Genomic DNA, 22,411 nt, shown 5'->3' on the forward strand with positions numbered 1-22,411 from the left:
TGGAGACGGTGCGGCGACCGCGCGACGACGGGCCCAGCGCCTGAGGCGCTCGCGCAGTGGCGTAGGTTTTCCCTGGGAGCTGTGCCTACAGGCACGCGACGATCTCGAGACTGCATGGGGAGACAACGCGCTCATGAGCGATGTACTGGAGCTGGTGGACGTATCAGTGGTCCGCGACGGACGCGCTCTGGTGGACGATGTCTCCTGGTCGGTCAAGGAGGGGGAGCGCTGGGTCATCCTCGGCCCGAACGGCGCAGGCAAGACCACCCTCCTCAACATCGCGTCCAGCTACCTCTTCCCGACGAAGGGCACCGCCACGGTCCTCGGCGAGCAGCTCGGCGGCGTCGGCACCGACGTCTTCGACCTGCGCCCCCGCATCGGCATCGCGGGCGTCGCCATGGCCGAGAAGCTGCCCAGGCGGCAGACCGTGCTGCAGACGGTGCTCACCGCCGCGTACGGCATGACCGCCACCTGGAACGAGAACTACGACAAGGTCGACGAGGACCGCGCCCGCGCCTTCCTCGACCGGCTCGGCATGACCGAATACCTCGACCGGAAGTTCGGCACCCTGTCCGAGGGCGAGCGCAAGCGCACCCTGATCGCCCGCGCCATGATGACCGACCCCGAGCTGCTCCTCCTCGACGAGCCGGCCGCCGGTCTCGACCTCGGCGGCCGCGAGGACCTGGTCCGCCGCCTCGGCCGACTGGCCCGCGACCCGTACGCGCCCTCCATGATCATGGTGACCCACCACGTCGAGGAGATCGCTCCCGGCTTCACTCACGTCCTGATGATCCGCCAGGGCAAGGTCCTCGCCGCCGGCCCCATGGAGACCGAGCTCAGCTCCCGCAACCTCTCCCTCTGCTTCGGCCTGCCGCTCGTCGTCGAGCACCAGGGCGACCGCTACACCGCGCGCGGACTGCCGCTCGGCTGAGGGGCGTTGTTCCCGGAGCCGCCGGACCCGACCGCTCGCGCACTGTCCCCGGAGGGACTCGCGGTCATACGATGACCACGTGGACATCGACGCGTGGGTGTGGTGGCTGATCGGCGCGGTGGGACTGGGCATCCCCCTCGTCCTGACCGCGATGCCCGAGTTCGGCATGTTCGCCGTCGGAGCGGTCGTCGCGGCGGTCGTCGCGGCCCTCGGCGGTGGAATCGTGGCCCAGGTCCTGGTCTTCGTCATCGTCTCGGTGGCCCTCATCGCCGTGGTCCGGCCGATGGCCAACCGGCATCGCGCGGACCGGCCCCATCTGGCCACCGGCATCGACGCGCTGAAGGGCCGTCAGGCCGTCGTGCTGGAACGGGTCGACGGCAGCGGCGGCCGGATCAAGCTGGCCGGGGAGATCTGGTCCGCCCGCGCCCTCGACGCGGAGCTCAGCTTCGAACCGGGCCAACAGGTCGATGTCGTCGACATCGACGGGGCGACGGCCGTCGTCATGTGACCGAACGGCCCCCACAACAGCGCCCGTTCTGCGAGACTCGATGTCGATCATCATGGAAACCGGACCGGCAGGACAACCGACCTGACCCACGGCCCATCCGATCTCGACCTCGCTCATCGCGATCCGTCGGCAACCGAAGGGCACGAGGAAACGATGCAACCGATCATCATCGTCCTGATCATTCTGGTGGTGCTCGTCTTCATCGCTCTGATCAAGACGATCCAGGTCATCCCCCAGGCCAGCGCCGCCATCGTGGAACGTTTCGGCCGGTACACCCGCACCCTCAACGCAGGCCTGAACATCGTCGTCCCGTTCATCGACTCGATCCGCAACCGGATCGACCTGCGTGAACAGGTCGTCCCCTTCCCGCCGCAGCCGGTGATCACCCAGGACAACCTGGTCGTCAACATCGACACGGTCATCTACTACCAGGTGACCGACGCCAGGGCGGCGACGTACGAGGTCGCCAGCTATATCCAGGCCATCGAGCAGCTCACCGTCACCACGCTCCGCAACATCATCGGCGGCATGGACCTGGAGCGGACCCTGACCTCCCGCGAGGAGATCAACGCCGCGCTGCGCGGAGTCCTCGACGAGGCGACCGGCAAGTGGGGCATCCGCGTCAACCGCGTCGAACTGAAGGCGATCGAGCCGCCCACCTCCATCCAGGACTCGATGGAGAAGCAGATGCGCGCCGACCGTGACAAGCGCGCCGCGATCCTCCAGGCCGAAGGCACGCGCCAGTCGGCGATCCTCACCGCGGAGGGCGAGAAGCAGTCCGCGATCCTGCGCGCCGAGGGTGAGGCCAAGGCGGCCGCCCTGCGCGCGGAGGGCGAGGCCCAGGCCGTCCGTACGGTCTTCGAGGCGATCCACGCCGGCGACCCGGACCAGAAGCTCCTCTCGTACCAGTACCTCCAGATGCTCCCGAAGATCGCCGAGGGCGATGCCAACAAGCTCTGGATCGTGCCCAGCGAGATCGGCGACGCACTCAAGGGACTCAGCGGCGCCTTCGGGAACCTCGGCACCGGCATGCCCGGCTTCGACACCGGTGGCAAGGAGCGTCGCGAGCAGCCCCCGGTCGACTGACGTGTACATCCCCTCGTGCATGATCAGTGCACCAAGCACCGATCACGCACGGGGGATTCGAGATGAACACCTGGGAGATGCTCGCCGTTTTCGTCGCGGGTATCAGCGCGGGCACGATCAACACGATCGTCGGCTCGGGAACACTGATCACCTTCCCGGTGCTGCTCGCCACCGGGCTGCCCCCGGTCACGGCGACGGTCTCCAACGCACTCGGTCTGATCCCCGGCTCCATCAGTGGCGCGATCGGCTACCGCAAGGAACTTCAGGGGCAGCGCCGCCGCGTCCTCAAGCTCTCCGTCGGTGCCCTGATCGGCGGCCTCACCGGCGCCACCCTGCTGCTGAAGCTGCCGTCGACCGCCTTCGAGACCATCGTCCCGATCCTGGTCGCTCTGGCTCTGGCTCTGGTCATCCTGCAACCGCGTATCAGCAAAGCGGTCCAGCGCCGCCGCGAACACACGGGTACCACAGCCCGCTCCGACGGCGGCCCGCTGCTCTTCGTGGGCCTGATGCTCGCCAGCGTGTACGGCGGCTACTTCACCGCCGCCCAGGGGATCATCTACCTCTCCCTGATGGGCATGCTGCTCGACGACACCATGCAGCGCCTCAACGCCGTGAAGAACGTCCTGGCGGCCGTCGTCAACAGCATCGCCGCGCTCTTCTTCCTCTTCGTCGCGGACTTCGACTGGACGGCCGTCGTACTGATCGCCGTCGGTTCCGCGCTCGGCGGCCAGATCGGCGCCAAGATCGGCCGCCGGCTCAGCCCCACGTTCCTGCGCGCTCTCATCGTCACGGTCGGCACGGCCGCCATCGTCCAGCTGGTACTCCGCTGACGCGCGGAAGCCCGCTCCTCACCGAAGCGGGCTTCCCCTACGTCACCGGGCGTACGGCGGCTACGCCGCGGACTGCGCCAGCCACTCCGGCAGCGCCGACCGGTCGCCGGCCCCCAGCGCCAGCAGCATCGCGTCCGCGGGCGACGGCACGAACGGTTGCCTCAGCAGCGGCATCCCTGCCTGCTCCGGCGTCCGCGCCGCCTTGCGGTGGTTGTCCTCGGCACAGGAGGCCACCGTGTTGAGCCACGTGTCCTGACCGCCCTGGGCCCGCGGCACCACGTGGTCGACGGTGCTCGCCCGCCGCCCGCAGTACGCGCACCGGTGCTGGTCCCGGATCAGCACACCCCTTCTGGACCACGGAGCCTGTCTTCGGAACGGCACCCGTACGTACCGGCAGAGCCTGATCACCCGGGGCACCGGGATGTCCACGGCGGCACCACGCATACGGAGATCGGGATGCGACTGCTCGACGACGGCCTTGTCCTGAAGGATCAGCACCACCGCACGGTTCAGCGTCACCGTCGACAGCGGCTCGAAGCTCGCGTTCAGCACCAGTGTGTCCCGCATTTCGCCCACCTCCCGTGTGCCGCCCGCCCCCTGGCAGGCCCGGATCAACTCTGGCCGGGCCGGCCGTGATGGACAACGCAATAAAAAATGCCCTGCCCTGATCTCTCCAAGACCAGGGCAGGGCAAACAGGGGTGGAAGCTTTGGCTTCACTCGCTCGCGGCGGGCTCCGCGTACTCACCGATCAGCTGGGCACGGCCCAGCGTGTGGAACCGCAGGTTGAAGCCGACCGCCGCGGGAGAGGTGTCGCTGTCGGGACCGAGCTTCTCGCTGTCCACCGCGTACACGGTGAACACATAGCGGTGGTTCTCGCCGGCCGGCGGAGCGGCTCCGCCGAACTCCTTCGACCCGTAGTCGTTACGGGCCTGCACGGCGCCCGCGGGAAGTCCCTCGAACGTCCCGCTCCCCGCGCCCGCCGGCAGCTCCGTGACCGACGCCGGGATGTCGAAGACCACCCAGTGCCAGAACCCGCTGCCCGTCGGGGCATCCGGATCGAAGCACGTCACGGCGAAACTCTTCGTCCCCGCCGGGAAACCCTCCCACCGCAGTTGCGGTGAGGTGTTCCCTGCCGCGTAGACCTGTGCGTCCGCGAGCACGGCCCCGGGCGCGAGGTCCTCGCTCACCACGGTGAACGACGGGACCTCGGGATGGAAGTCGTGCGGCAGTGGGGCCCTCTTCGGCTCGGTCACGTCAGCACCTCTCCTGATCGGTTCAGCTCTCGGAAGGTTTCGGAAGGTCACCTTCCCTCCGACCCTAGAGCCAGTTGCGCTGCCCGCCGACCTGCGCCAGCCACTGATTCAGGTACGCCGTCCAGTCGGTCCCCTGGAAGTCGTTCAGACCGACCTTGAACGCACGGTACGAATCACTGCCTTCACTGAAGAGCCCCGGCTTCTTGTCCATCTCCAGAACGACGTCCATCTCGCGGTCGTCCGCGACGAACGTCAGCTCGACCTGGTTCAGCCCCCGGTACTGCGACGGCGGGAAGAACTCGATCTCCTGGTAGAACGGCAGCCGCTGACGCGTGCCGCGGATGTGGCCGCGCTCCATGTCCGCGCTGCGGAAGCCGAAGCCCAGCTGCCCGAAGGCGTCCAGGATGGCCTGCTGCGCCGGCAGCGGGTGCACGTTGATGGGGTCGAGGTCGCCGGAGTCCAGCGCCCGTGCGATCTCCAGCTCCGTGGTCACCCCGATGTTCATGCCGTGCAGGTGCTGGCCCGCGAACATCGTGATCGGCGTCTCCCACGGGATCTCGAGCCCGAACGGCACGACGTGCACCGCACCCGCCCGCACCTCGAAGGCGCCACCGAGGCGCAGCTTGGTGAACTCGATGTCCTGCTTGGTCTCCTGGTCCTGGCCCTCGACCTCGACCCGGGCCTGCAGGCCGACGGAGAGCCCCTCGACCTGCTGGTCCACGGACCCGCCCTGGATCCGCACCTCGCCCTGGACGACCCCGCCCGGTACGACGTTGAGCTCGGTCAGCTCCGTCTCCACCGAGGCGCCGCCGGCACCCATACTCGCGAGCAGCCGCTTGAAGCCCATGTTTCTCCTCCTAGGTCCTGACCCCTACATACGCGCCATGACCGTAGTCGGTTCCCGGTAACCTCGAACGTCATGATCGATGGCCGGGACCGTACGCCGCTGACGCGGGACTTCTTCGACCGCCCCGTACTGGAGGTGGCACCGGATCTCCTTGGCCGCATTCTGGTCCGCAGCACGCCGGACGGCCCGATCGAGGTGCGCCTGACCGAGGTGGAGGCGTACGCGGGAGAGATCGACCCGGGCTCCCACGCCTTCCGTGGCCGGACGCGGCGCAACGGCGTCATGTACGGGCCCCCCGGCCACGCGTACGTCTACTTCACCTACGGCATGTGGCACTGCCTCAACCTGGTGTGCGGCCCGGAGGGCATGGCGAGCGGAGTCCTCCTCAGGGCCGGCGACGTCGGTACGGGCGCCGACCTTGCCCGCACACGTCGATTCTCGGCCCGCAACGACCGGGAACTGGCCAAAGGCCCGGCCCGCCTCGCGACGGCGCTGGACATCGACCGGGCACTCGACGGCACCGATGCCATCGCTCACCCCGGTGCCCACCTCTCCGTACTGCACGGCACTCCTCCACCCCGCGACCAGGTACGCAACGGCCCGCGCACGGGGGTGGGCGGTGACGGAGCGGTGCACCCGTGGCGCTTCTGGATCGACGGAGACCCCACGGTGAGCCCGTACCGCGCCCACGCACCACGCCGCCGGTCGACTTGACTCGCCCTTGGGGGACGCCTAATGTAGTCCGAGCCGCTTGACACGGGTACAGCTTTTGGTTCGGTCCATCGGATCGCACGCCGGGCAACTCGAAGCGGCCAACCACTACCTACGACTCACCCTTGAGGGTGCGGATTTCGGCATGCCGAAATTCTTCCCCGTGACTCGATTATGAGCCACCGAGGGAATCGGCTAAAGTAGTGGACACGCCGAAAGGGAAACGCGAAAGCGAATTCCTTAAAGGCGGGAAATGTGAAACCCGCTTCGACCGGGAATCGGACACGAAAGAGTCTGATAGAGTCGGAAACGCAAGACCGAAGGGAAGCGCCCGGAGGAAAGCCCGAGAGGGTGAGTACGAAGGAAGCGTCCGTTCCTTGAGAACTCAACAGCGTGCCAAAAGTCAACGCCAGATATGTTGATACCCCGACCTGTTTCGGCAGGTTCGAGGTTCCTTTGAAAGTCCTGCCAGGCCTTTACCGGCTTGGTAGGCAATGCACACAGCGAGGACATAGCGAACGACCGGTCCTATTCCGACTCGGTTGTTCCGCTCTCGTGGTGTCTACCCGATTACGGGAAAACATTCACGGAGAGTTTGATCCTGGCTCAGGACGAACGCTGGCGGCGTGCTTAACACATGCAAGTCGAACGATGAAGCCTTTCGGGGTGGATTAGTGGCGAACGGGTGAGTAACACGTGGGCAATCTGCCCTTCACTCTGGGACAAGCCCTGGAAACGGGGTCTAATACCGGATAATACTTTCTCTCTCATGGGGGAAGGTTAAAAGCTCCGGCGGTGAAGGATGAGCCCGCGGCCTATCAGCTAGTTGGTGGGGTAATGGCCTACCAAGGCGACGACGGGTAGCCGGCCTGAGAGGGCGACCGGCCACACTGGGACTGAGACACGGCCCAGACTCCTACGGGAGGCAGCAGTGGGGAATATTGCACAATGGGCGAAAGCCTGATGCAGCGACGCCGCGTGAGGGATGACGGCCTTCGGGTTGTAAACCTCTTTCAGCAGGGAAGAAGCGAAAGTGACGGTACCTGCAGAAGAAGCGCCGGCTAACTACGTGCCAGCAGCCGCGGTAATACGTAGGGCGCAAGCGTTGTCCGGAATTATTGGGCGTAAAGAGCTCGTAGGCGGCTTGTTGCGTCGGTTGTGAAAGCCCGGGGCTTAACCCCGGGTCTGCAGTCGATACGGGCAGGCTAGAGTGTGGTAGGGGAGATCGGAATTCCTGGTGTAGCGGTGAAATGCGCAGATATCAGGAGGAACACCGGTGGCGAAGGCGGATCTCTGGGCCATTACTGACGCTGAGGAGCGAAAGCGTGGGGAGCGAACAGGATTAGATACCCTGGTAGTCCACGCCGTAAACGTTGGGAACTAGGTGTTGGCGACATTCCACGTCGTCGGTGCCGCAGCTAACGCATTAAGTTCCCCGCCTGGGGAGTACGGCCGCAAGGCTAAAACTCAAAGGAATTGACGGGGGCCCGCACAAGCAGCGGAGCATGTGGCTTAATTCGACGCAACGCGAAGAACCTTACCAAGGCTTGACATCGCCCGGAAAGCCGTAGAGATACGGCCCCCCTTGTGGTCGGGTGACAGGTGGTGCATGGCTGTCGTCAGCTCGTGTCGTGAGATGTTGGGTTAAGTCCCGCAACGAGCGCAACCCTTGTTCTGTGTTGCCAGCATGCCCTTCGGGGTGATGGGGACTCACAGGAGACTGCCGGGGTCAACTCGGAGGAAGGTGGGGACGACGTCAAGTCATCATGCCCCTTATGTCTTGGGCTGCACACGTGCTACAATGGCCGGTACAATGAGCTGCGATGCCGCGAGGCGGAGCGAATCTCAAAAAGCCGGTCTCAGTTCGGATTGGGGTCTGCAACTCGACCCCATGAAGTCGGAGTTGCTAGTAATCGCAGATCAGCATTGCTGCGGTGAATACGTTCCCGGGCCTTGTACACACCGCCCGTCACGTCACGAAAGTCGGTAACACCCGAAGCCGGTGGCCCAACCCCTTGTGGGAGGGAGCTGTCGAAGGTGGGACTGGCGATTGGGACGAAGTCGTAACAAGGTAGCCGTACCGGAAGGTGCGGCTGGATCACCTCCTTTCTAAGGAGCATCTAGATTCCGTAAGGAATCCAGAGACCATTTCGTCGGCAAATGTTCGACGGTGGTTGCTCAAGGGTGGAACGTTGACTATTCAGTACCTGGTGGTTCAGCCGGGTCGTAAGTACTGCTCCTCGGAGCGTGGAAAACGAACCGATTGCATTTCGGGTACTGGGCGCGCTGTTGGGTGTCTGAAGGTATGGCCGTAAGGCTGCCTTTGAACGCCGGCCCCAGTGAACTCATCCGGAAGGATGGGGTGATGGGTGGCTGGTCGTTGCTTGAGAACTGCACAGTGGACGCGAGCATCTGTGGCCAAGTTTTTAAGGGCGCACGGTGGATGCCTTGGCACCAGGAACCGATGAAGGACGTGGGAGGCCACGATAGTCCCCGGGGAGCTGTCAACCAAGCTTTGATCCGGGGGTTTCCGAATGGGGAAACCCGGCAGTCGTCATGGGCTGTCACCCGCTGCTGAACACATAGGCAGTGTGGAGGGAACGAGGGGAAGTGAAACATCTCAGTACCCTCAGGAAGAGAAAACAACCGTGATTCCGGGAGTAGTGGCGAGCGAAACTGGATCAGGCCAAACCGTATGCGTGTGATACCCGGCAGGGGTTGCGCATGCGGGGTTGTGGGATCTCTTTTTCATGGTCTGCCGGCCGTGAGACGAGTCAGAAACCGTTGATGTAGGCGAAGGACATGCGAAAGGTCCGGCGTAGAGGGTAAGACCCCCGTAGCTGAAACATCAACGGCTCGTTTAAGAGACACCCAAGTAGCACGGGGCCCGAGAAATCCCGTGTGAATCTGGCGGGACCACCCGTTAAGCCTAAATATTCCCTGGTGACCGATAGCGGATAGTACCGTGAGGGAATGGTGAAAAGTACCGCGGGAGCGGAGTGAAATAGTACCTGAAACCGTGTGCCTACAAGCCGTGGGAGCGTCGCTGTGTGTGCTTGCACATGCAGTCGTGACTGCGTGCCTTTTGAAGAATGAGCCTGCGAGTTTGCGGTGTGTTGCGAGGTTAACCCGTGTGGGGAAGCCGTAGCGAAAGCGAGTCCGAATAGGGCGATTTAGTAGCGCGCTCAAGACCCGAAGCGGAGTGATCTAGCCATGGGCAGGTTGAAGCGGAGGTAAGACTTCGTGGAGGACCGAACCCACCAGGGTTGAAAACCTGGGGGATGACCTGTGGTTAGGGGTGAAAGGCCAATCAAACTCCGTGATAGCTGGTTCTCCCCGAAATGCATTTAGGTGCAGCGTCGTGTGTTTCTTGCCGGAGGTAGAGCACTGGATAGGCGATGGGCCCTACCGGGTTACTGACCTTAGCCAAACTCCGAATGCCGGTAAGTGAGAGCACGGCAGTGAGACTGTGGGGGATAAGCTCCATGGTCGAGAGGGAAACAGCCCAGAGCATCGACTAAGGCCCCTAAGCGTACGCTAAGTGGGAAAGGATGTGGAGTCGCAGAGACAACCAGGAGGTTGGCTTAGAAGCAGCCACCCTTGAAAGAGTGCGTAATAGCTCACTGGTCAAGTGATTCCGCGCCGACAATGTAGCGGGGCTCAAGCGTACCGCCGAAGTCGTGTCATTCACACATATAGGGCCAACGCCTGTGTGGATGGGTAGGGGAGCGTCGTGTGCCGGGTGAAGCAGCCGCGGAAGCGAGTTGTGGACGGTTCACGAGTGAGAATGCAGGCATGAGTAGCGATACACACGTGAGAAACGTGTGCGCCGATTGACTAAGGGTTCCTGGGTCAAGCTGATCTGCCCAGGGTAAGTCGGGACCTAAGGCGAGGCCGACAGGCGTAGTCGATGGACAACCGGTTGATATTCCGGTACCCGCTTTGAAACGCCCAATACTGAATCAGGCGATGCTAAGTCCGTGAAGCCGGCCCGATCTCTTCGGAGTTGAGGGTAGTGGTGGAGCCGACGAACCAGACTTGTACTAGGTAAGCGATGGGGTGACGCAGGAAGGTAGTCCAGCCCGGGCGGTGGTAGTCCCGGGGTAAGGGTGTAGGCCGTGTGGTAGGTAAATCCGTCACACATTAAGGCTGAGACCTGATGCCGAGCCGATTGTGGTGAAGTGGATGATCCTATGCTGTCGAGAAAAGCCTCTAGCGAGTTTCATGGCGGCCCGTACCCTAAACCGACTCAGGTGGTCAGGTAGAGAATACCGAGGCGTTCGGGTGAACTATGGTTAAGGAACTCGGCAAAATGCCCCCGTAACTTCGGGAGAAGGGGGGCCATCACTGGTGAGGGAACTTGCTTCCTGAGCTGGGGGTGGCCGCAGAGACCAGCGAGAAGCGACTGTTTACTAAAAACACAGGTCCGTGCGAAGCCGTAAGGCGATGTATACGGACTGACGCCTGCCCGGTGCTGGAACGTTAAGGGGACCGGTTAGCTGACTTTCGGGTCGGCGAAGCTGAGAACTTAAGCGCCAGTAAACGGCGGTGGTAACTATAACCATCCTAAGGTAGCGAAATTCCTTGTCGGGTAAGTTCCGACCTGCACGAATGGCGTAACGACTTCTCGACTGTCTCAACCATAGGCCCGGTGAAATTGCACTACGAGTAAAGATGCTCGTTTCGCGCAGCAGGACGGAAAGACCCCGGGACCTTTACTATAGTTTGATATTGGTGTTCGGTTCGGCTTGTGTAGGATAGGTGGGAGACTTTGAAGCGGCCACGCCAGTGGTTGTGGAGTCGTCGTTGAAATACCACTCTGGTCGTGCTGGATGTCTAACCTGGGTCCGTGATCCGGATCAGGGACAGTGTCTGATGGGTAGTTTAACTGGGGCGGTTGCCTCCTAAAGAGTAACGGAGGCGCCCAAAGGTTCCCTCAGCCTGGTTGGCAATCAGGTGTTGAGTGTAAGTGCACAAGGGAGCTTGACTGTGAGACCGACGGGTCGAGCAGGGACGAAAGTCGGGACTAGTGATCCGGCAGTGGCTTGTGGAAGCGCTGTCGCTCAACGGATAAAAGGTACCCCGGGGATAACAGGCTGATCTTCCCCAAGAGTCCATATCGACGGGATGGTTTGGCACCTCGATGTCGGCTCGTCGCATCCTGGGGCTGGAGTCGGTCCCAAGGGTTGGGCTGTTCGCCCATTAAAGCGGTACGCGAGCTGGGTTTAGAACGTCGTGAGACAGTTCGGTCCCTATCCGCTGTGCGCGTAGGAATATTGAGAAGGGCTGTCCCTAGTACGAGAGGACCGGGACGGACGAACCTCTGGTGTGCCAGTTGTCCTGCCAAGGGCATGGCTGGTTGGCTACGTTCGGAAAGGATAACCGCTGAAAGCATCTAAGCGGGAAGCCTGCTTCGAGATGAGTATTCCCACCCTCTTGAAGGGTTAAGGCTCCCAGTAGACGACTGGGTTGATAGGCCAGATGTGGAAGCCCGGTAACGGGTGGAGCTGACTGGTACTAATAGGCCGAGGGCTTGTCCTCAGTTGCTCGCGTCCACTGTGTTGTTCCCGGGTTGCGAACAGTTATCGCACCGGTTGAACAGCTTCACTACTTAATTGAAAAGTGTGCTTGTTCGCTAGAACCCGATAGGGTTTCGGTGGTCATTGCGTTAGGGAAACGCCCGGTTACATTCCGAACCCGGAAGCTAAGCCTTTCAGCGCCGATGGTACTGCAGGGGGGACCCTGTGGGAGAGTAGGACGCCGCCGAACAATCTTTGAAGGACCCTTGGTCCCAGCGTTCAACGCTGGGACCAAGGGTCCTTTTTGTTTTCCGAAGCGCGTCGGGTGTCCGGCTGCGCAAGAATGTCTGTAGTACCCGATGACAGGAGCACCACCGATGTCCACCAACTCTCCCGACGATCGTTCGGAGCGCGAGCCGCGTCGCCGGGACGGCGGTGACCGGGGCGGCTTCAGCGGCGGTCGTGATGACCGATCAGGCGGCCAGCGTCGGGACAACGACCGTGGCGGCAACCGACGCGACGACAGCCGGCCCACCGGTGGTGGCGGTTTCCGCCGTGACGACAGCCGGCCCACCAGCGGGGGCGGGGGTGGCGGCGGTTTCCGCCGCGACGACCGTGACAACCGGGATCGTGCTCCGCGTCGTGATGACAGTCGTGGTGGGTCGTCCGGTAGTGGGTTCCGTCGTGATGACAGCCGTGGTGGTTCCACCGGTGGTGGGTTCCGTCGTGATGACAGCCGTGGCGGCTCCTCCGGTGGTGGGTTCCGTCGTGATGATCGGGCTCCGCGTCGGGATGATGACCGTGGTGGGCGTCCCAGTGGTGGGTTCGAGCGTCGTGATGACCGGCCGCGTGGGCCGCGTCGTGATGACGACAACCGCAGCGGCGGCTTCCGTCGTGACGACAGTCGTGGCGGCTCCTCCGGTGGTGGGTTCCGTCGTGATGACAGCCGTGGTGGTTCCACCGGTGGTGGGTTCCGTCGTGATGACAGCCGTGGCGGCTCCTCCGGTGGTGGGTTCCGTCGTGATGATCGGGCTCCGCGTCGGGATGATGACCGTGGTGGGCGTCCCAGTGGTGGGTTCGAGCGTCGTGATGACCGGCCGCGTGGGCCGCGTCGTGATGACGACAACCGCAGCGGCGGCTTCCGTCGTGACGACAGCCGTGGCGGCTCCTCCGGTGGTGGGTTCCGTCGTGATGACAGCCGTGGTGGTTCCACCGGTGGTGGGTTCCGTCGTGATGACAGCCGTGGCGGCTCCTCCGGTGGTGGGTTCCGTCGTGATGACAGCCGTGGCGGTTCCACCGGTGGTGGGTTCCGTCGTGATGATCGGGCTCCGCGTCGGGATGATGACCGTGGTGGGCGTCCCAGTGGTGGGTTCGAGCGTCGTGATGACCGGCCGCGTGGGCCGCGTCGTGATGACGACAACCGCAGCGGCGGCTTCCGTCGCGACGACAGCCGTGGCGGCTCCTCCGGTGGTGGGTTCCGTCGTGATGATCGGGCTCCGCGTCGGGATGATGACCGTGGTGGGCGTCCCAGTGGTGGGTTCGAGCGTCGTGATGACCGGCCGCGTGGGCCGCGTCGTGATGACGACAACCGCAGCGGCGGCTTCCGTCGCGACGACAGCCGTGGCGGCTCCTCCGGCGGTGGGTTCCGTCGTGACGACAGCCGTGGCGGCTCCTCCGGCGGTGGCTTCCGCGGTCAGCGGGACGATCGCGAGCGGGGCGGTTACCGCGGGCGCGACGACCGTGGTGGGTACGAGCGGCGGGACGACCGGGACCGTGAGCCCATCAAGCGGCTTCCGATTCCCGACGAGGTCACCGGTCACGAGATCGACAAGGACGTCCGGCAGGAGCTGATGAGCCTGCCCAAGACCCTGGCCGAGGATGTCGCCAGGAACCTTGTCATGGTGGCCCGGCTCCTCGACGAGGACCCCGAGCAGGCGTACGCCTACTCGCGCATCGCCCTGCGGCTTGCCTCGCGTGTGGCGGCCGTGCGGGAGGCTGCCGGCTTCGCCGCCTACGCCACCCAGAAGTACGCCGAGGCCCTGGCGGAGTTCCGGGCGTCCCGGCGGATGACCGGTTCCGTGGAGCTGTGGCCTGTCATGGCCGACTGCGAGCGTGGACTCGGCCGGCCCGAGCGGGCGATGGCCATGGCCGGTGAGCCCGAGGTGCAGAAGCTGGACAAGGCCGGTCAGGTCGAGATGCGGCTGGTGGCTGCCGGCGCCCGCAGGGACATGGGGCAGATCGACGCCGCCATCGTGACGCTGCAGAGCTCCGAGCTCGCGTCCAGCGCCGTGCACCCGTGGACGCCCCGCCTGCGCTATGCGTACGCGGACGCGCTGCTGGCAGCGGGGCGCGAGGACGAGGCGCGTGAGTGGTTCGGGAAGGCCCTGGAGGCCGACAAGGACGGCTCCACGGACGCTTCGGACCGCCTTGCCGAGCTCGACGGTGTCGAGTTCGTCGACGCTCTCGGCGACGACGATGACGCCCCGGCCCCCGCCGGAGCCGAGGCGCCGGTTGTGGTCGAGGCCGACGACGACATCGATGACGACGACGTCGACGAGGACGAGGACGAGGACGACGACGAGGACGAGGGTCCCGTCAAGGCGTAGCGCATGAGAAGAGGGCGGCACCCCGTGGGGTGCCGCCCTCTTCTGCGTTCGGGAGGGCTCAGCCGAGAGTCAGGCTGCGCAGAACCAGGCCCGTGGCCGGCTTGGGGCCGAAGGAGGTCGACTTGCGCGGCATGGTGACGCCCTGCCGGGCCAGGTCCCGCACCACTTCTTCGCGCACCGGGTGCATCAGCACCGCCGTGGAGTTGTGGCGCTCGGCCTGTTCGACCGCTGCCGCCGTGTCGTGGATGTAGGCGATGTGGGCCGGGTCGTCGGGGATCCGCCAGATGTGGTCGAGCAGGACGGAGTGCAGGACCGTCGCGTCGAGGGTGCGCCAGGCGGCCGGCCGGTCCGCGGGAACGGCCCGGGCCAGCAGGGCCTCGTCCGGGTGGTCGACCAGGTGGAAGGCGCCGTCGCCCGCGAGCAGGAAGGCGTTGCCCAGGGCTGCCGCGTCGGCGAGCACGTCCAGGGCGTGGGGAAGTGGCCCCTCGACGGTGCGGACGCGGAACAGACCGCCCAGTGAGCCGAGCGCGTCGGCGACAGGGAGGCCGTGCAGCAGCCGGTGGATGGAGCGGACCCGGAGCGGATAGCGGGCGGTGTCGACCAGAAGGACCAGGCCGAAGTCCCAGGGGCCGGCCACGGTGTGCTCCTGCTGGAGCCGGAGGTAGGTGGCCCAGCGGTGATGCCCGTCGGCGATCAGGGCCTGGCGACCGGCCAGATCCGTCTCGATCTCCGCGCGGTCGGCGGCGTCGGTGACCGCCCAGAGCCGGTGGCTGTAGCCGTCCTCGGTCGTCGTGGCGAGCAGCGGCGGCCGGTGGACGGCCCGCTCGATGACGGCGGTCGTACCCGTGGCGTCCCCGTCGCTGCGGTAGGTCAGCAGCAGCGGTTCGAGATGCGCCGCGGTGGTTCGCATCAGATCGGCGCGGTCCTCGACGACATGGGCCATCACGTCCTCGTGCGGGAGCACGATGCCGTCGGCGGGGGCCGAGAGGGCCAGTGCGCCGATGACGCCGCGCTGGAGGATGTCGCCGTCACGTTGCTCGTACACGTACAGCGCGGGCTCGGGGTCGGGGGCCAGGACCCCTTCGGCGAGCCAGCGGTTCAGGGTCGCGGCGGCCTGTTCGTGCCGGGCGGCCGCGGAGTCGGCCTGGGGCAGGATCAGACGCACGATGTTGTGCGGATCCGCGGATTCCAGATGGTGCAGCCCGTCGGGGCGTACGACGACGTCGTACGGGGGCGAGGTCACCGCGGCGAGACTGCCGACCTGTTCGGGGACGTAGCGCAGTCCACGGAACGGAATCAGACGCAGTCCCTGGTCCGCCGGGCCTCGTGTGTTCATTTCCGCATCGTATGCGCGGGCCGGGGATGCGCGATGATCGGGGGATACGCAGGCGATGAGGAGCGGGGAATATGAGTCGGGCGAGCAGGACCAGGCCGAGCGGGAGCAGCACCGCGCTGAGCGAGGCGTACGACACCGCGCTGCTCGATCTGGACGGTGTCGTGTACGCGGGCGGGCAGGCGATCGACCATGCCGTCGACGCTCTCGGTACCGCGCGGGGCGGCGGGATGCATCTCGCGTACGTGACGAACAACGCGCTGCGGACTCCGGCCGCGGTGGCGGAGCATCTGACCGAGTTGGGGGTGCCCGCCGAGCCCGCCGATGTGATCACGTCGGCACAGGCCGTGGCCCGGCTGGTCGCCGATCAGCTGCCGCCCGGGGCGCGGGTGCTGGTGATCGGGGGCGAGGGCCTGCGTGTCGCGCTGCGTGAACGGGGACTGGACCCGGTCGAGTCGGCGGACGACGACCCGGTCGCGGTGGTGCAGGGATACGGTGGGCCCGACATGGCGTGGGGCCGGTTCGCCGAGGCCGCGTACGCGATCAACCGCGGGCTGCCGTGGTTCGCGTCCAACACGGATCTGACGATCCCGAGTGCCCGGGGGATCGCGCCGGGCAACGGGGCGGCCGTGGAGGTCGTACGGATCGCCACCGGGGCCGAGCCGCAGGTCGCGGGGAAGCCGTTGCCGCCGATGCACCGCGAGACGGTGTTGCGGACCGGGGCGGAGCGGCCGCTGGTGGTCGGGGACCGGCTGGACACCGACATCGAGGGGGCGTTCAACGGGGGAGTGGACTCCCTGCTGGTGCTCACCGGGGTGGCGGACGCGGCGCAGTTGCTGGCCGCCGGGCCGGAACACCGGCCGACGTACGTGGACGCGGACCTGCGCGGACTGCTGACCGGGCAGCCCGAGGTGACGCGGACGGGCGAGACGCATGGCTGCGGCGGCTGGACGGCCTCCGTGCACGGTGAAGCGCTGGTGCTGGAGGGCGACGGGGACGCGCTCGACGGTCTGCGGGCGCTGTGCGGGGCCGCGTGGTCGCACGCCGGGGACGGCTCGTGCGGTCTGGACGCGGGGAAGCCGCTGGCCCGGCTCGGGCTGTAGGACGAGGCGGGGGGCGGCCCGTTCAGCGCGTAGGTCTGATGGCCGGCCGCCCCTGGAAGTCCGAGCTCATGGTTGGCTAGGCTAACCTAACCGCGTGTTGGTTGAGAGTCCTCCGAACCCGAGCCCGGGCCCGATAGCCGCGCCGGAGAGCGCCGCGCCCCCGAGGCGCCATGCGGTACGTGCCGCAGGGCTCCTGGTGGCGTTGGCCGCCCTGGTGCTGGTCTGCCTGGCGAGTATCGCGATCGGTGCCAAGGGGCTGCCGCTCGCCGATGTCTGGCACGGCCTGTTCCACTACGCCGGGAGCGGCGACGACGTCCTCGTGCGGAAGGTCCGGATCCCCCGGACCGTGCTGGGGCTGATCGTCGGCGCCGCCCTCGGGCTCGCAGGAGCCGTGATGCAGGCGCTGACCCGCAACCCGCTGGCCGAGCCCGGGCTGCTCGGGGTCAACGCGGGCGCGTCGGCGGCGGTCGTCTCCGCCATCAGCTTCTTCGGGGTCACCTCGCTGACCGGGTACGTGTGGTTCGCCTTCGCCGGAGCCGCGATCGTCTCGGTCGCCGTGTACCTGCTCGGCGGCAGCCGGTCCGCCAATCCGGTGCGGCTCGCGCTGGCCGGGACGGCCGTCACCGCCGCGCTGTACGGCTACGTCAATGCCGTACAGCTGCTGGATTCGGCGGCGCTGGACCGGCTGCGGTTCTGGACCGTCGGCTCGCTGGCCTCCGCGAACATGGAGACCGTCGGCAAGGTGTGGCCGTTCATCGCACTCGGCGTGCTGCTCACGCTGCTCATCGCGCGGCCGCTCAACGCCCTGGAGATGGGCGACGACACCGCGCGGTCCCTGGGCGCCCATCTGACCCGGACCCGGGTCCTCGCGATGCTCGCCGTCACCCTGCTGTGCGGGGCCGCGACGGCCGCGTGCGGGCCGATCGTCTTCATCGGGCTGATGATCCCGCACCTGGTGCGCGCGATCACCGGCCCCGACATGCGCTGGATCCTGCCGTACGCGGCCGTGCTCTCCCCGGTGCTCCTGCTGGGCGCCGACGTCGTCGGCCGGGTCGTCGCCCGTCCGTCCGAACTGCAGGTCGGGATCGTCACCGCGCTGCTCGGCGGGCCCGTCTTCATCCACCTCGTACGACGCAAGAGGATGTCCCAGCTGTGAAGGCCACCCAGGAGGAGACGGCGGGGACGAAGGGCACGGCACGGTCGGTGCGGGCCGTGCGGACGGCCGGCGGCTACTCGTTCCGGATGAACGTCCGGGCCTCCCTCGTCATCGTGCTGCTCGCCGCCCTGGCGGCGGGGACGGCCGTCGTCCTCATCGGCAGCGGCGACTTCTCGATGACGCCGGGCGAGGTCGTCACCACGCTCTTCGGACACGGGACCTTCCAGCAGGAGTTCATCGTCACGGACCTGCGCCTGCCCCGGGTGCTGGTCGGACTCCTCGTCGGGGCGGCGCTCGGCCTCGGCGGCGCCGTGTTCCAGACCATCTCGCGCAACCCGCTCGGCAGCCCCGACGTGCTCGGCTTCGGCCAGGGCGCCACCGTGGGCGCGCTGACCGTGATCGTTCTCTTCCAGGGCGGGGCGGCCGCGGTCGCCGGTGGCGCGGTGGCCGGCGGCCTGCTGACCGGTGTCGCCGTCTACGTGCTGGCGTGGAAGCGCGGGGTGCACGGATTCCGGCTCGTCCTGGTGGGGATCGGCGCCGCCGCCATGCTCACCGCCGCGACCCAGTACCTGATCACCAAGGCCAACCTGGTCGACGCGACCCGTGCGGTCGTCTGGATGACCGGCTCGCTCGACGGCCGGGACTGGGCGCAGGTCTGGCCCCTGCTCGTGGTCTGCGGCGTGCTGCTCCCGCTGGTGTTCGCGCACGGGCCCGCGCTGCGGGTGATGGAGATGGGCGACGACGCCGCGTATGCGCTCGGCGTACGCGTCGAACGCACCCGGCTCGTCCTGATGGGCTCCGCCGTGCTGCTCGTCGCGGTCGCCACGGCTGCCGCGGGACCGATCGCGTTCGTCTCCCTGAGCGCCCCGCAGCTCGCCCGCCGGCTCACCCGCTCCACCGGCCCGAACCTGGTCGCCGCGACCTTCATGGGCGCGGCGCTCCTCCTCGTCGCCGACTGGGTCTCGATGGAGGCCTTCGGCGACCGGCAGCTGCCCGTCGGCGTCGTCACCGGGGTCCTCGGAGGCTGCTATCTGCTGTGGCTCCTGGTGTCCGAGCGCAGGGCGGGCCGGATATGAACGCCCGCGCACGGGGCACGGAGCGGGCGGACGGCACCGGTCCCGCACCCCATTCCCTCACCGATCCGACCCACGTCCGGAGTATGACCATGCAGCGCCTCACCGCCGACTCGGTGACCCTCGGTTACGACCAGCGGGTCATCGCGGAGAACCTCTCGGTCGAGATCCCCGACCACTCGTTCACCGTGATCGTCGGCCCCAACGCCTGCGGGAAGTCGACCTTGCTGCGGGCGCTCTCCCGGATGCTGAAGCCGGCCCGCGGCCGGGTGCTGCTGGACGGCGAGACGATCCACAGCCTGCCCGCGAAGAAGGTCGCCAGGACGCTGGGCCTGCTGCCCCAGTCCTCCATCGCACCGGAGGGCATCACAGTGGCGGATCTCGTCGCCCGGGGCCGCTACCCGCACCAGGGGCTGCTGCGGCAGTGGTCACCCGAGGACGAACGCATTGTCGAGGAATCGATGGCGGCGACCGGGATCGGAGCGCTGGGTGATCGCTATGTCGATGAATTGTCCGGCGGACAGCGTCAGCGGGTCTGGATAGCGATGGCGCTGGCGCAGCAGACGCCGCTGCTGTTGCTCGACGAGCCGACGACCTACCTCGACATCCAGCACCAGATCGACGTGCTCGACCTGTGCGCGGAACTGCACGAGACACAGGGGCGCACCCTGGTGGCGGTCCTGCACGACCTGAACCATGCCGCGCGGTACGCCACCCACCTCATCGCCATGCGGGAGGGCGAGATCATCGCGGAGGGCGCGCCCGGGGAGATCGTCACCGCGGAGCTCGTGGAGCGGGTGTTCGGGCTCCGGTGCCAGGTGATCTCCGATCCGGAGACGGGGACGCCGCTGGTGATCCCCGCTGCGCGGAAGCGCGGTGCACGGGTTGTGGGAGCGGGGACCGGGGGCGGGTGACCCGCGGCCACGCGCTGCCCTCAATCGCCGGACGGGCTTGATCCTGCCCGGCCCGATGCCGTTACAGCAGCGATCTCAGCTTCAGCAGGTCGCGGAAGCCCGCCTCCAGGCGGACCCGGCCCGAGCCCCATGCCTTGGCGAAGTTCAGCTCGCCGTCCACCATCGCCACCAGATCGTCCCCGGTCATCGCGAGCCGGATCTCCGCCTTCTCCCGGGGTGGTCCCTCGACCGTGTCCAGGACCTGGATCCGGCCGTCGGCAAGGCGTCCGGTGAACGTCATGCCGAGGTCCTTGATGTGGCAGCTGAGCGAACGGTCCAGCGCCGCCGCGCCGCGCACATCGCCGTCGGCCCCCGCGAGGTTGTCGGAAAGTCTGTCGAGTGCGCTGCGGCACTCCGCCATGGTCGCCATCGTGACCGACGGTACCGCAGCCCTTCGCGGTAGCGTTTCCCGCATGAGCGACTCGATGCCGGGGCCCGACACGGCCGCCGGAACCGCGCCCGGGGAGATCCCGCAGGACGTGCCGCAGGAGCCGCCCCCCACGGTGCCGCACGAGCCTGCGGGCCCGGCACCCCTCGGTGTCGTCCGCACGCCCACGGGGAACGCCGACGTGGACGCGTACCTGGAGCGTCTGGCCGATGCGGACCACCTCCCGGCGGAAGGACACATCGAGGTGTACGAGGATGTACACCGTGGCCTGCGCGAGGAGCTGACCGCACTCGACGCCAGGTCCGCACCCGCACCGACGCCCCCGTACGACAACTCGTCCGACAACAGGAGCTGAACCGAACGTGGCAGGAGTGGCCCGTCGCCGCCTCGACGCCGAGCTGGTACGCCGAAAGCTCGCCCGCTCACGTGAGCACGCGAGCCAGCTGATCGCCGCAGGACGGGTGACCGTCGGCGGCAACACCGCGACCAAACCGGCCACCCAGGTCGAGACGAGCGCCGCCCTCGTCGTCACCAAGGACGACAGCGACCCCGAGTACGTCTCCCGCGGCGGCCACAAGCTGGCGGGCGCCCTCGCCGCCTTCGTCCCCCTCGGCCTGGAGGTGGAGGGCCGGCGGGCCCTGGACGCCGGGGCGTCGACCGGGGGGTTCACCGATGTGCTGCTGCGCGCCGGAGCGTCCCGCGTCCTCGCCGTGGACGTCGGCTACGGGCAGCTCGCCTGGTCGCTCCAGTCCGATGAACGCGTCATCGTCAAGGACCGTACGAACGTGCGGGAACTGACCCTTGAGGCGATCGACGGCGAGGCGGTGGACCTGGTGGTGGGCGATCTGTCGTTCATCCCGCTCGGTCTCGTGCTGCCCGCTTTGGCGCGCTGCGCCGCCCCCGACGCGGACCTGGTCCTCATGGTCAAGCCGCAGTTCGAGGTCGGCAAGGAGCGCCTCGGCAGCGGCGGTGTGGTGCGCAGCCCCGAACTGCGCGCCGAAGCGGTACGGGAGGTGGCCCGCCGGGCGTGGGCGCTGGGCCTGGGGGTCCGGGGAGTGACGGCCAGCCCGTTGCCCGGACCGTCGGGGAACGTCGAGTACTTTCTGTGGCTGCGGGCCGGAGCACCGGAGCTGGATCCCGCAGATGTCGACCGTGCAGTGGCGGAGGGGCCTCGTTGACGACGAATGCGGCACGAACAGTATTTCTCCTGGCGCACACCGGCCGGCCGGCCGCGATCCGCAGCGCCGAGCTCGTCGTCCAGGGGCTGCTCCGCAGCGGCCTGGGCGTGCGGGTCCTGGCGATGGAGGCGGCCGACCTGCCGCTGCCGGCGTCCGTGGAGACCGTCACCGACGCCTCGCCCGAGGCGGTGAACGGCTGTGAGCTCCTGATCGTGCTCGGCGGCGACGGGACGCTGCTGCGGGGCGCGGAGCTCTCGCGCGCCTCCGGCGTCCCGATGCTCGGCGTCAACCTCGGCCGGGTCGGTTTCCTCGCCGAGGCCGAGCGCGACGACCTCGACAAGGTCGTCGACCGGGTCGTCACCCGGGCGTACACCGTCGAGGAGCGCATGACGATCGACGTCCTCGTGCACAGCAACGGCGACATCGTCCACACGGACTGGGCGCTCAACGAGGCGGCCGTGCAGAAGGTGTCGCCCGAGCGGATGCTGGAGGTCGTGCTGGAGATCGACGGCCGGCCGGTGACCGGATTCGGCTGCGACGGCATCGTGTGCGCGACGCCGACCGGCTCGACCGCGTACGCCTTCTCGGCAGGCGGGCCCGTCGTCTGGCCCGAGGTCGAGGCGCTCCTGATGGTCCCGATCAGCGCCCACGCGCTGTTCGCCAAGCCGCTGGTGACCTCGCCGACCTCGGTGCTCGCCGTCGAGGTCCAGCCGCACACCCCGCACGGGGTCCTGTGGTGCGACGGGCGCAGGACCGTGGAACTGCCCGCGGGTGCCCGCGTCGAGGTGCGGCGCGGTGCCGTGCCCGTACGGCTCGCGCGGCTGCACCAGGCGTCGTTCACGGACCGGCTGGTGGCCAAGTTCGCGCTGCCCGTGTCGGGGTGGCGGGGCGCACCGCACTGACCCCCGGCGGGCTCCCGTACCGGTGGATCCGGC

Annotated in this window: 19 protein-coding genes and 3 rRNA genes; 16 read left to right on the forward strand and 6 right to left on the reverse strand. The window is 67.1% G+C overall.

The features are described 5' to 3' along the window. Nucleotides 1-133 precede the first annotated feature (133 nt). The 4 genes from OG959_RS30965 (at nucleotide 134) to OG959_RS30980 (ending at nucleotide 3,355) form a co-directional block, all read left to right on the forward strand. On the forward strand, nucleotides 134-931 hold the full coding sequence (locus tag OG959_RS30965) for an ABC transporter ATP-binding protein (protein ID WP_148016018.1): 798 nt from the start codon (nucleotides 134-136) through the stop codon (nucleotides 929-931). Between the two features lie 79 nt (nucleotides 932-1,010). Next, nucleotides 1,011-1,439 (forward strand): NfeD family protein, encoded by a 429-nt coding sequence (locus OG959_RS30970; protein ID WP_326663797.1) that lies wholly within the window; start codon nucleotides 1,011-1,013, stop codon nucleotides 1,437-1,439. Between the two features lie 153 nt (nucleotides 1,440-1,592). Further along, the gene (locus OG959_RS30975) at nucleotides 1,593-2,525 is read left to right on the forward strand and encodes an SPFH domain-containing protein (protein ID WP_219572723.1); all 933 of its coding nucleotides are present in this window, start codon (nucleotides 1,593-1,595) and stop codon (nucleotides 2,523-2,525) included. Nucleotides 2,526-2,587: 62 nt separating this feature from the next. Further along, nucleotides 2,588-3,355, forward strand: a complete 768-nt coding sequence (locus OG959_RS30980) for a sulfite exporter TauE/SafE family protein (RefSeq protein WP_326663799.1) — start codon at nucleotides 2,588-2,590, stop codon at nucleotides 3,353-3,355. A 60-nt stretch (nucleotides 3,356-3,415) separates the two neighbouring features. On the opposite strand, the gene OG959_RS30985 is transcribed toward OG959_RS30980, so the two are convergent. From OG959_RS30985 to OG959_RS30995, 3 genes are all read right to left on the reverse strand, one after another. Continuing rightward, entirely contained in the window at nucleotides 3,416-3,922 is a 507-nt protein-coding gene (locus OG959_RS30985; RefSeq protein ID WP_148016021.1) for an HNH endonuclease, read from the reverse strand. Between the two features lie 147 nt (nucleotides 3,923-4,069). Beyond that, nucleotides 4,070-4,609 (reverse strand): YbhB/YbcL family Raf kinase inhibitor-like protein, encoded by a 540-nt coding sequence (locus tag OG959_RS30990; protein ID WP_326663802.1) that lies wholly within the window; start codon nucleotides 4,607-4,609, stop codon nucleotides 4,070-4,072. Between the two features lie 64 nt (nucleotides 4,610-4,673). Beyond that, nucleotides 4,674-5,456 carry a sporulation protein gene (locus OG959_RS30995; RefSeq protein ID WP_326663804.1) on the reverse strand — a complete coding sequence of 261 codons (783 nt, stop codon included), beginning with the start codon at nucleotides 5,454-5,456 and terminating at the stop codon, nucleotides 4,674-4,676. A 72-nt stretch (nucleotides 5,457-5,528) separates the two neighbouring features. Between OG959_RS30995 and OG959_RS31000 the strand changes: the two genes are divergently transcribed. The 4 genes from OG959_RS31000 (at nucleotide 5,529) to rrf (ending at nucleotide 11,936) form a co-directional block, all read left to right on the forward strand. Beyond that, nucleotides 5,529-6,170, forward strand: a complete 642-nt coding sequence (locus OG959_RS31000) for a DNA-3-methyladenine glycosylase (RefSeq protein ID WP_326663806.1) — start codon at nucleotides 5,529-5,531, stop codon at nucleotides 6,168-6,170. A 580-nt stretch (nucleotides 6,171-6,750) separates the two neighbouring features. Then, nucleotides 6,751-8,276: ribosomal RNA gene (locus tag OG959_RS31005) — 16S ribosomal RNA — on the forward strand. Between the two features lie 307 nt (nucleotides 8,277-8,583). Beyond that, nucleotides 8,584-11,708 (forward strand): 23S ribosomal RNA (locus tag OG959_RS31010). Nucleotides 11,709-11,819: 111 nt separating this feature from the next. After that, nucleotides 11,820-11,936, forward strand: a 5S ribosomal RNA gene (gene rrf / locus OG959_RS31015). Together the 16S, 23S and 5S rRNA genes form the textbook arrangement of a ribosomal RNA operon. 223 nt (nucleotides 11,937-12,159) lie before the next feature. On the opposite strand, the gene OG959_RS38775 is transcribed toward rrf, so the two are convergent. Beyond that, a complete protein-coding gene (locus tag OG959_RS38775) occupies nucleotides 12,160-13,506 on the reverse strand; it encodes a hypothetical protein (RefSeq protein WP_442805662.1) in 1,347 nt (448 codons plus the stop codon). Nucleotides 13,507-13,536: 30 nt separating this feature from the next. Between OG959_RS38775 and OG959_RS31025 the strand changes: the two genes are divergently transcribed. Continuing rightward, nucleotides 13,537-14,292 carry a tetratricopeptide repeat protein gene (locus OG959_RS31025; RefSeq protein ID WP_326666717.1) on the forward strand — a complete coding sequence of 252 codons (756 nt, stop codon included), beginning with the start codon at nucleotides 13,537-13,539 and terminating at the stop codon, nucleotides 14,290-14,292. A 58-nt stretch (nucleotides 14,293-14,350) separates the two neighbouring features. On the opposite strand, the gene OG959_RS31030 is transcribed toward OG959_RS31025, so the two are convergent. Beyond that, complete coding sequence (locus OG959_RS31030) at nucleotides 14,351-15,628, reverse strand: DUF1015 domain-containing protein (RefSeq protein ID WP_326663808.1); 1,278 nt, start codon at nucleotides 15,626-15,628, stop codon at nucleotides 14,351-14,353. Between the two features lie 71 nt (nucleotides 15,629-15,699). Between OG959_RS31030 and OG959_RS31035 the strand changes: the two genes are divergently transcribed. The 4 genes from OG959_RS31035 (at nucleotide 15,700) to OG959_RS31050 (ending at nucleotide 19,871) form a co-directional block, all read left to right on the forward strand. After that, nucleotides 15,700-16,728, forward strand: a complete 1,029-nt coding sequence (locus OG959_RS31035) for an HAD-IIA family hydrolase (protein ID WP_326663810.1) — start codon at nucleotides 15,700-15,702, stop codon at nucleotides 16,726-16,728. Between the two features lie 196 nt (nucleotides 16,729-16,924). Then, the gene (locus OG959_RS31040; protein WP_326666718.1) at nucleotides 16,925-17,884 is read left to right on the forward strand and encodes a FecCD family ABC transporter permease; all 960 of its coding nucleotides are present in this window, start codon (nucleotides 16,925-16,927) and stop codon (nucleotides 17,882-17,884) included. A gap of 86 nt (nucleotides 17,885-17,970) precedes the next feature. Next, on the forward strand, nucleotides 17,971-18,960 hold the full coding sequence (locus tag OG959_RS31045) for a FecCD family ABC transporter permease (protein WP_326666720.1): 990 nt from the start codon (nucleotides 17,971-17,973) through the stop codon (nucleotides 18,958-18,960). An 89-nt stretch (nucleotides 18,961-19,049) separates the two neighbouring features. Then, nucleotides 19,050-19,871, forward strand: a complete 822-nt coding sequence (locus OG959_RS31050; protein WP_326666722.1) for an ABC transporter ATP-binding protein — start codon at nucleotides 19,050-19,052, stop codon at nucleotides 19,869-19,871. A 61-nt stretch (nucleotides 19,872-19,932) separates the two neighbouring features. Here the strand turns inward: OG959_RS31050 and OG959_RS31055 are convergent, their stop codons facing one another. Next, nucleotides 19,933-20,280 (reverse strand): SCP2 sterol-binding domain-containing protein, encoded by a 348-nt coding sequence (locus tag OG959_RS31055; protein ID WP_326663811.1) that lies wholly within the window; start codon nucleotides 20,278-20,280, stop codon nucleotides 19,933-19,935. Between the two features lie 43 nt (nucleotides 20,281-20,323). Here OG959_RS31055 and OG959_RS31060 point away from each other — a divergent pair, with 43 nt between their 5' ends. The 3 genes from OG959_RS31060 to OG959_RS31070 are packed head-to-tail and all read left to right on the forward strand — an operon-like array spanning nucleotide 20,324 to nucleotide 22,378. Further along, entirely contained in the window at nucleotides 20,324-20,653 is a 330-nt protein-coding gene (locus OG959_RS31060) for a hypothetical protein (protein WP_326663814.1), read from the forward strand. Nucleotides 20,654-20,660: 7 nt separating this feature from the next. Further along, nucleotides 20,661-21,476: a TlyA family RNA methyltransferase gene (locus OG959_RS31065; RefSeq protein ID WP_148015109.1), complete on the forward strand. Its 816-nt coding sequence runs from the start codon at nucleotides 20,661-20,663 to the stop codon at nucleotides 21,474-21,476. Further along, nucleotides 21,473-22,378, forward strand: a complete 906-nt coding sequence (locus tag OG959_RS31070) for an NAD kinase (protein ID WP_326663817.1) — start codon at nucleotides 21,473-21,475, stop codon at nucleotides 22,376-22,378. Before OG959_RS31065 ends, OG959_RS31070 begins: the two co-directional genes overlap by 4 nt. Nucleotides 22,379-22,411: the final 33 nt, after the last annotated feature.

The organism is Streptomyces sp. NBC_00385 (assembly GCF_035917155.1).
GTDB classification, from domain to species: Bacteria; Actinomycetota; Actinomycetes; order Streptomycetales; family Streptomycetaceae; genus Streptomyces; species Streptomyces poriferorum.